This is a genomic window from Sphingomonas sp. CCH9-F2 (assembly GCF_001556735.1).
GTDB lineage: Bacteria > Pseudomonadota > Alphaproteobacteria > Sphingomonadales > Sphingomonadaceae > Sphingomonas > Sphingomonas ginsenosidimutans.
In genome coordinates this window covers 1-5,904 of the sequence record NZ_LSJO01000097.1, presented here as the reverse complement: position 1 = coordinate 5,904, position 5,904 = coordinate 1, and the positions used below count along the sequence as shown (strand labels likewise).

Sequence of the window (5,904 nt, the reverse complement as noted above, 5' to 3'; positions counted from 1 at the left end):
ATGCCGGGCGCGGCGATGTCGGCTGCAGCGATGTGGGGTGCGGGGGCGCAGGCACCGGCGGCGAAGGACGCGCCCGCGAAGCCCCAGACGCTGGCCGAGCGGTTCGGCGCGCGCGAGAACGTGCGCCAGATCAGCATGTCGCCCGACGGGCGGCGGGTGGCGATCCTGACGTCGATGGGCACACGCGGCGATGCCGCCGTGATCGTCGATGCCGACACCGGCGCGACGACGCCGATCGGTCTGAGCGACGGCAACGGATTGCAGCCGGTGCGTTGCGGCTGGTCGTCGCCGACGCGGATCGTGTGCAAGCTGTACGGGATCAGCGACGCGCTGGAGCGGCGGGTGTCCTATACCCGGCTGGTCGGGTTCGATGCCGACGGCACGCACCTCCTGCCGCTGGGGCGCAAGCTGCGTGGGCTGGCATCGCGCCCCAACCAGTTCGACGGCAATGTCATCGACTGGCGATCGGGCGACGGCTGGGTGCTGATGTCGCGCGACTTCGTCCCCGAAGCGGACGCCACCGGGTCGAACATCCGCGGGACCGGGTCGCGCGACGGGCTGGGCGTCGAGCTGGTCGATACGGTCACCGGCAAGGCGCAACTGGTCGAGCGGCCCGACAGCGAGGCGACCGATTACCTCGCCGACGGCCAGGGCAACATCCGCATCAAGGAGGTGATGCCGCGCGACGGCACCGGCCTGCTGACCGGGGAGACCATCTATCGCTACCACCCGACGGGCGGCGGTGGCGGCGGCTGGCAGCCGTTCAGCCGCGCGCGGGCGAACAGCCACGACGCGCTGGAGCCGCTGGCGGTCGACGGGACGCGCGACGTGGCATTTGCCACGCGCGGGCTGAACGGGCGGCTGGCGCTGTACAGCGTCAAGCTGGACGGTTCGATGGCGACCGAGCTGGTCGCCAGCAACCCCGAGGTCGACGTGACATCGGTGGTGACGATCGGGCGGCGCGGGCGCGTGATCGGCGCCACCTATGTCACCGACCGGCGGCAGACCGACTATTTCGACCCGGATTATCGCAAGCTGGCCGCGGCGCTGGCGCGGGCGCTGCCCAGGACGCCGCTGATCCGCTTCGTGGGCGCGAACGCCGACGAAAGCCAGCTGCTGGTGTTCGCGGGCAGCGACGTCGATCCGGGCACCTATTACCGTTTCACCAAGGCGACGCGCCGGCTGGACGCGCTGGTCGGCGCGCGCCCGGCGTTGGGCGGCGTGGCGATGGGCGAGATGAAGGCGGTGCGCTTCCCCGCCGCCGACGGGACGATGGTGCCCGCCTATCTGACGCTGCCGCCGGGCGGCGCGGCCAGGGGGCTGCCCGCGATCGTGATGCCGCACGGCGGGCCGTCGTACCGCGACGAATGGGGGTTCGACTGGCTGGTGCAGTTCTTCGCCGCGTCCGGCTACGCCGTGATCCAGCCGCAATATCGCGGATCGTCGGGCTATGGCGACGGCTGGTTCGCCAACAACGCCTTCCGCTCGTGGGAGCAGGCGATCAGCGACGTCGCCGATGCCGGCCGCTGGCTGGTGAAGGAGGGGATCGCCGATCCGAAGAAGCTGGGGATCGTCGGCTGGTCCTATGGCGGCTATGCCGCATTGCAGGCCAATGTCATCGACCCCGACCTGTTCCGCGCGGTGGTGGCGATCGCGCCGGTGACCGATCTGGCGGCGACCAAGCGCGAGGCGGTCGGCTTCACCAACCGCGTGCTGGTGGCCGAGCAGATCGGATCGGGCGAGGCGGTGGCCAAGGGCTCGCCCGCGCGCCACGCCGACCGGTTCAAGGCGCCGGTGCTGATGTTCCACGGCGACACCGACCTGAACGTCGGCGTCGCGCAGTCGAAGCTGATGGACAAAAGGCTGCGCGATGCGGGCAAGCAGTCGACGCTGGTGGTGTTCCCCGGGCTGGACCACCAGATCGACGATGCCGCGGCACGCACCGAGATGCTGGCGAAGAGCGATGCGTTCCTGAAGGTGGCGTTCGCGCAATAGCGGGCGGGGGGCGTTACCGCGGCGCAGGCGGGGAACCCGGCCAGCCCGTATCGACCTTCGCCTCCGTTTGCCCTTAGGAGCCGTTTCGACGGTGCTCAGCCTCTCCTCAGCACGAACGGGTCGTATGCCTGAGTGTCGATCCGGCCTGGGCGCGTGACCGGTGTGGCAGTTCGCAACCCAGGGCTTCGGCCTTCGCCGGAGCACGGTGGCGTGCGACGCACACAAGCAGAAAGGGCGGCCCGTTGCGGGGCCGCCCTTTGCTGTCTCGATCCGGGTAGCGACGCGGCGGAGCCGCGTCGTCGGTCCTCGCCGTGGCGAGGCCGGCCGGTCGTCGAATTCCATTCTGCGCGTTAGCGCGAATAGAATTCCACGACCAGGTTCGGTTCCATCTTCACCGGATAGGGGACCTCGTCCAGCGTCGGCACGCGCACGAAGGTGATCTTCGCATTGCCGTCGGGCGCGACGTAATCGGGCACTTCGCGCTCGGCCAGCTGCTGCGCTTCCATGACCAGCGCCATTTCCTGCGCCTTGTTGCCCAGCGAGATTTCGTCGCCGACGTTGACGCGGCGCGACGCGACGTTGCACTTCACGCCGTTGACGCGGATGTGGCCATGGCTGACCAGCTGGCGCGCGGCGAAGATCGTCGGCGCGAACTTGGCGCGATAGACGAGCATGTCGAGACGACGCTCGAGCAGGCCGATCAGGTTCTGCGAGGTATCGCCCTTCATGCGCGACGCTTCGTCATAGGCGTGGCGGAACTGCTTTTCCGTCACGTCGCCGTAATAGCCCTTCAGCTTCTGCTTGGCGCGCAGCTGGATGCCGAAGTCCGACATCTTGCCCTTGCGGCGCTGGCCGTGCTGGCCGGGGCCGTATTCGCGCTTGTTCACCGGGGACTTGGGACGACCCCAGATGTTCTCGCCCATGCGGCGATCGAGCTTGTACTTGGCGCTGTGGCGCTTCGACATGTGGTATCCTTGCAATATGCGAACGACGTTGGTCCCGGTCTTCGCGCTGCATCGTCTTGTGGGGGAGACAAGCAGGCCCGCCGCTTCACCGGGGTGCGGGGGCGATTGCGAAGCGGCGCGCCTAGCCGGGAGGGGGCGGCGAGTCAAGCTGGACGCCGCCGCGCGGGGCGGATAGCAGCCGGGCATGAACCCGATCCTGCCCGGTGACCCGATCCTCAAAGGTGCCGACTGCACCACCATGGCCGAGGTGCGCGCCGGCGTCGACGCGCTGGACCGCGAGCTGGTGGCGCTGCTGCGCCGCCGCTTCGACTATATGGACGCGGCCGCGCGCATCAAGCCGGCACGCGGCGCGGTGCGCGACGAAGCGCGCAAGGCGCAGGTGATCGCGCAGGCGCGCGCCGCCGCCGAGGCCGCCGGGCTGCCCGGCGAGGCGATCGCGGCGCTGTGGGACCAGCTGGTCGAGGCGTCGATCGCCTACGAACTAGCGGCGTTCGACCGGCGGGCGGGATAGCGCATCACACCTTGGCGGCGTAGATCATCCGGCCCGGGCCAAGGCGTTCGAACACCTCCGCCAGATCCTTTTCCCCGACCGCGAAACAACCCTGGCTGCGGCCCAGCATCCCGCGGCGCGAGATCATGTCGGGATTGGCATACCAAGCGGCATGGACGACGATCGCGCGGTCCAGCGCATTGTCGTTGGTGCGATCCAGCCCGATCAGCCGCTGCGACCGGCCGTGCTTGCCGATATAATAATCGTCGGTCAGGAACGCGCCCTCGCACGAGGCATTGGAGCCGTTGGCGTTCGAGAAGCGCTGGACATAGCCGGTGTGCGCCGGGTCCGACCCGCTGCCGTGCGCGACGAGTTTCGACGTGACGCGCCCGCTTTCCAGGTTGATGAGGTGGAAGCGCGGGCGGCTGGACCCGGCGGAAAAGTCCGCCACCGCCATCCGGTCATGCCGTGCGATGCGGCTGCCGTGGCGCTCCAGCGCGGCCATCGCGCGTTGCATCAACTGGCGATTGACCCCCGGCGCGACGATCGTGTCGCGTACCGCCGGCTGCGCCGCGACCGCCGCGCGGGCGGCCGGATGCGCGCCCGGATAGACGTCCGGCGGCAGCAGCGATTCGGGCATGCTGCGCTGGCGCATCCCGGCGGAAACAGCACCGGGGATCATCAGCGCCCCGGCAAGCACACCACCGGTCTTCAACAAGTGGCGGCGCGACGGCACCGCATCCTGCGACCATTTCATAGGTTCAACAATTCCCCGCTCCATTGGCGATGCTGATAGCATGAAAGGCGTGAACAATCCGCAACCTGGCACGGTGCTTGCGGGCCTGTTCCGGACATTGGCCGTGGAATCCCAACGTTTCGTCGCCGGGCACCAAAAATCGGGTAATGCGTTTCCCTGTCAGACGCCCGCCGCGGCGATGCGGCGGGTGATGGACATGAAAGGATCGATGATGCGGCGATTCGCCCGTTACCTGATCGTGCCGGTCCTTGCCGGCCTTGCCCTTCCCGCCGCCCCCGCCGGTGCGGAAGCGATGGACAGTCTGGCGATCACCGAGGCCGCCGCCGCGCTCGCGCCCAACCGCTATCTGTGGACCGACCGGCGGGCCGAGGGGGCGGTGAGCGTGCTGATCTCCATCCCCGACCAGCGCGCCTATGTGTTCCGCGGACAGACGCTGGTGGCGGCATCGGCGGTGTCGACCGGCACCGACGAGAAGCCGACCCCGACCGGACGCTTCACGATCCTGCAGAAAAAGGCGTTCCACCGATCAAACCTGTATGACGACGCCGCCATGCCGTACATGCAGCGGCTGACGTGGGACGGCGTGGCGCTGCACGCCGGGCGCAACCCCGGCTTCCCCGCGTCGCACGGCTGCATCCGCCTGCCGACCGCGTTCGCCAAGAAGCTGTTCGACATCACGCAACTGGGCGCGACGGTGGAGGTGACCGACATGGCCTATGTATCGGGCATGGACGCGCCGGTCAGCGACGCGGGCGAGGTGGCGCGTGCGAATGCGGCGGCGGGAGATATGCTGGCGAGCCGGTGAGGGTTGTCGGGTTCAGGTGGAGGCGCGGAGAAGAAGCTGGTTCGCGCAGAGACGCAGAGACGCGAAGGTGTTTCGTTTGACGCGAAGCGTCTCTCGTCATTCGCTCGCGGGGGAAGAGCTGCCGCTCGCACGGGGCACCATCATCTCTGCGCCTCCGCGCCTCTGCGTGAACCTCCCCTTTTCGCGCGTTCCGCGGTGGGAATGTCCGCCCACACCGCATAGGATGCGCCGATGATCGGTATCCGCAACATCGTCATCCTCACCGGCGCGGGGGTGTCCGCTGAGAGTGGCATCGCCACGTTCCGCGGGCCGGGCGGATTGTGGGAGGGGCATCGCGTCGAGGATGTGTGCACGCCCGAGGCGCTGGCCGACGATCCCGCGCTGGTGCACCGCTTCTACGACCTGCGGCGCGCGGCGCTGGCGGGGGTGGTGCCCAATGCGGCGCATGACGCGCTGGCGCGGCTGGACCGGGGGTGGCGCGGCGAGTTGCTGATCGTCACGCAGAATGTCGACGATTTGCACGAACGCGCCGGTGCGGTGCGGATGCTGCATATGCATGGCGAGTTGAACAGCGCGCTGTGCGCGGCGTGCGGGACGCGGAGGGCGTGGCGCGAGGCGTTGCCGCCGGGGACGCGCTGTGATGCGTGTGGGGCAGAGGCGCTGCGGCCCGACATCGTGTTCTTCGGCGAGATGCCGTACCATATGACGCGGATCGACGCGGCGCTGGCGGCGGCGGACCTGTTCGTGTCGATCGGCACGTCGGGCGCGGTCTATCCCGCCGCGGGCTTTGTCCAGACCGCGCGCGCCTATGGCGCGGCGACGCTGGAGCTGAACCTGGAGCCGTCGGCGGGCAGCGCATGGTTCGACGAGACGCGGCTGGGTGCGGCGGGGG

At 69.2% G+C, this 5,904-nt stretch carries 6 protein-coding genes; 4 read left to right on the top strand and 2 right to left on the bottom strand.

From position 1 onward, the window contains the following. Positions 1–1,995, top strand: a 1,995-nt coding sequence (locus tag AX685_RS02870) for an alpha/beta hydrolase family protein (RefSeq protein WP_231738519.1), incomplete at its 5' end; no start/stop codon positions are given. Positions 1,996–2,345: 350 nt separating this feature from the next. Here the strand turns inward: AX685_RS02870 and rpsD are convergent. Beyond that, positions 2,346–2,960, bottom strand: coding sequence for a 30S ribosomal protein S4 (rpsD, locus tag AX685_RS02865; RefSeq protein WP_066485242.1), 615 nt, complete (start codon positions 2,958–2,960; stop codon positions 2,346–2,348). Positions 2,961–3,144: 184 nt separating this feature from the next. Here rpsD and AX685_RS02860 point away from each other — a divergent pair, with 184 nt between their 5' ends. After that, the gene (locus tag AX685_RS02860; RefSeq protein ID WP_066485241.1) at positions 3,145–3,471 is read left to right on the top strand and encodes a chorismate mutase; all 327 of its coding nucleotides are present in this window, start codon (positions 3,145–3,147) and stop codon (positions 3,469–3,471) included. A gap of 4 nt (positions 3,472–3,475) precedes the next feature. On the opposite strand, the gene AX685_RS02855 is transcribed toward AX685_RS02860, so the two are convergent. Next, positions 3,476–4,207, bottom strand: a complete 732-nt coding sequence (locus AX685_RS02855; protein WP_066485239.1) for a murein L,D-transpeptidase catalytic domain family protein — start codon at positions 4,205–4,207, stop codon at positions 3,476–3,478. A 211-nt stretch (positions 4,208–4,418) separates the two neighbouring features. Here AX685_RS02855 and AX685_RS02850 point away from each other — a divergent pair, with 211 nt between their 5' ends. After that, positions 4,419–5,012 carry a L,D-transpeptidase family protein gene (locus AX685_RS02850; protein WP_082740473.1) on the top strand — a complete coding sequence of 198 codons (594 nt, stop codon included), beginning with the start codon at positions 4,419–4,421 and terminating at the stop codon, positions 5,010–5,012. A 231-nt stretch (positions 5,013–5,243) separates the two neighbouring features. Then, positions 5,244–5,904, top strand: a 661-nt coding sequence (locus tag AX685_RS02845) for an NAD-dependent deacylase (RefSeq protein ID WP_066485231.1), incomplete at its 3' end; no start/stop codon positions are given.

Bases quoted from the DNA above. Each gene is read 5' to 3' on its own strand.
- rpsD (WP_066485242.1), bottom strand. From the start codon at position 2,960: ATGTCGAAGCGCCACAGCGCCAAGTACAAGCTCGATCGCCGCATGGGC.
- AX685_RS02860 (WP_066485241.1), top strand. From the start codon at position 3,145: ATGAACCCGATCCTGCCCGGTGACCCGATCCTCAAAGGTGCCGACTGC.
- AX685_RS02855 (WP_066485239.1), bottom strand. From the start codon at position 4,207: ATGAAATGGTCGCAGGATGCGGTGCCGTCGCGCCGCCACTTGTTGAAG.
- AX685_RS02850 (WP_082740473.1), top strand. From the start codon at position 4,419: ATGCGGCGATTCGCCCGTTACCTGATCGTGCCGGTCCTTGCCGGCCTT.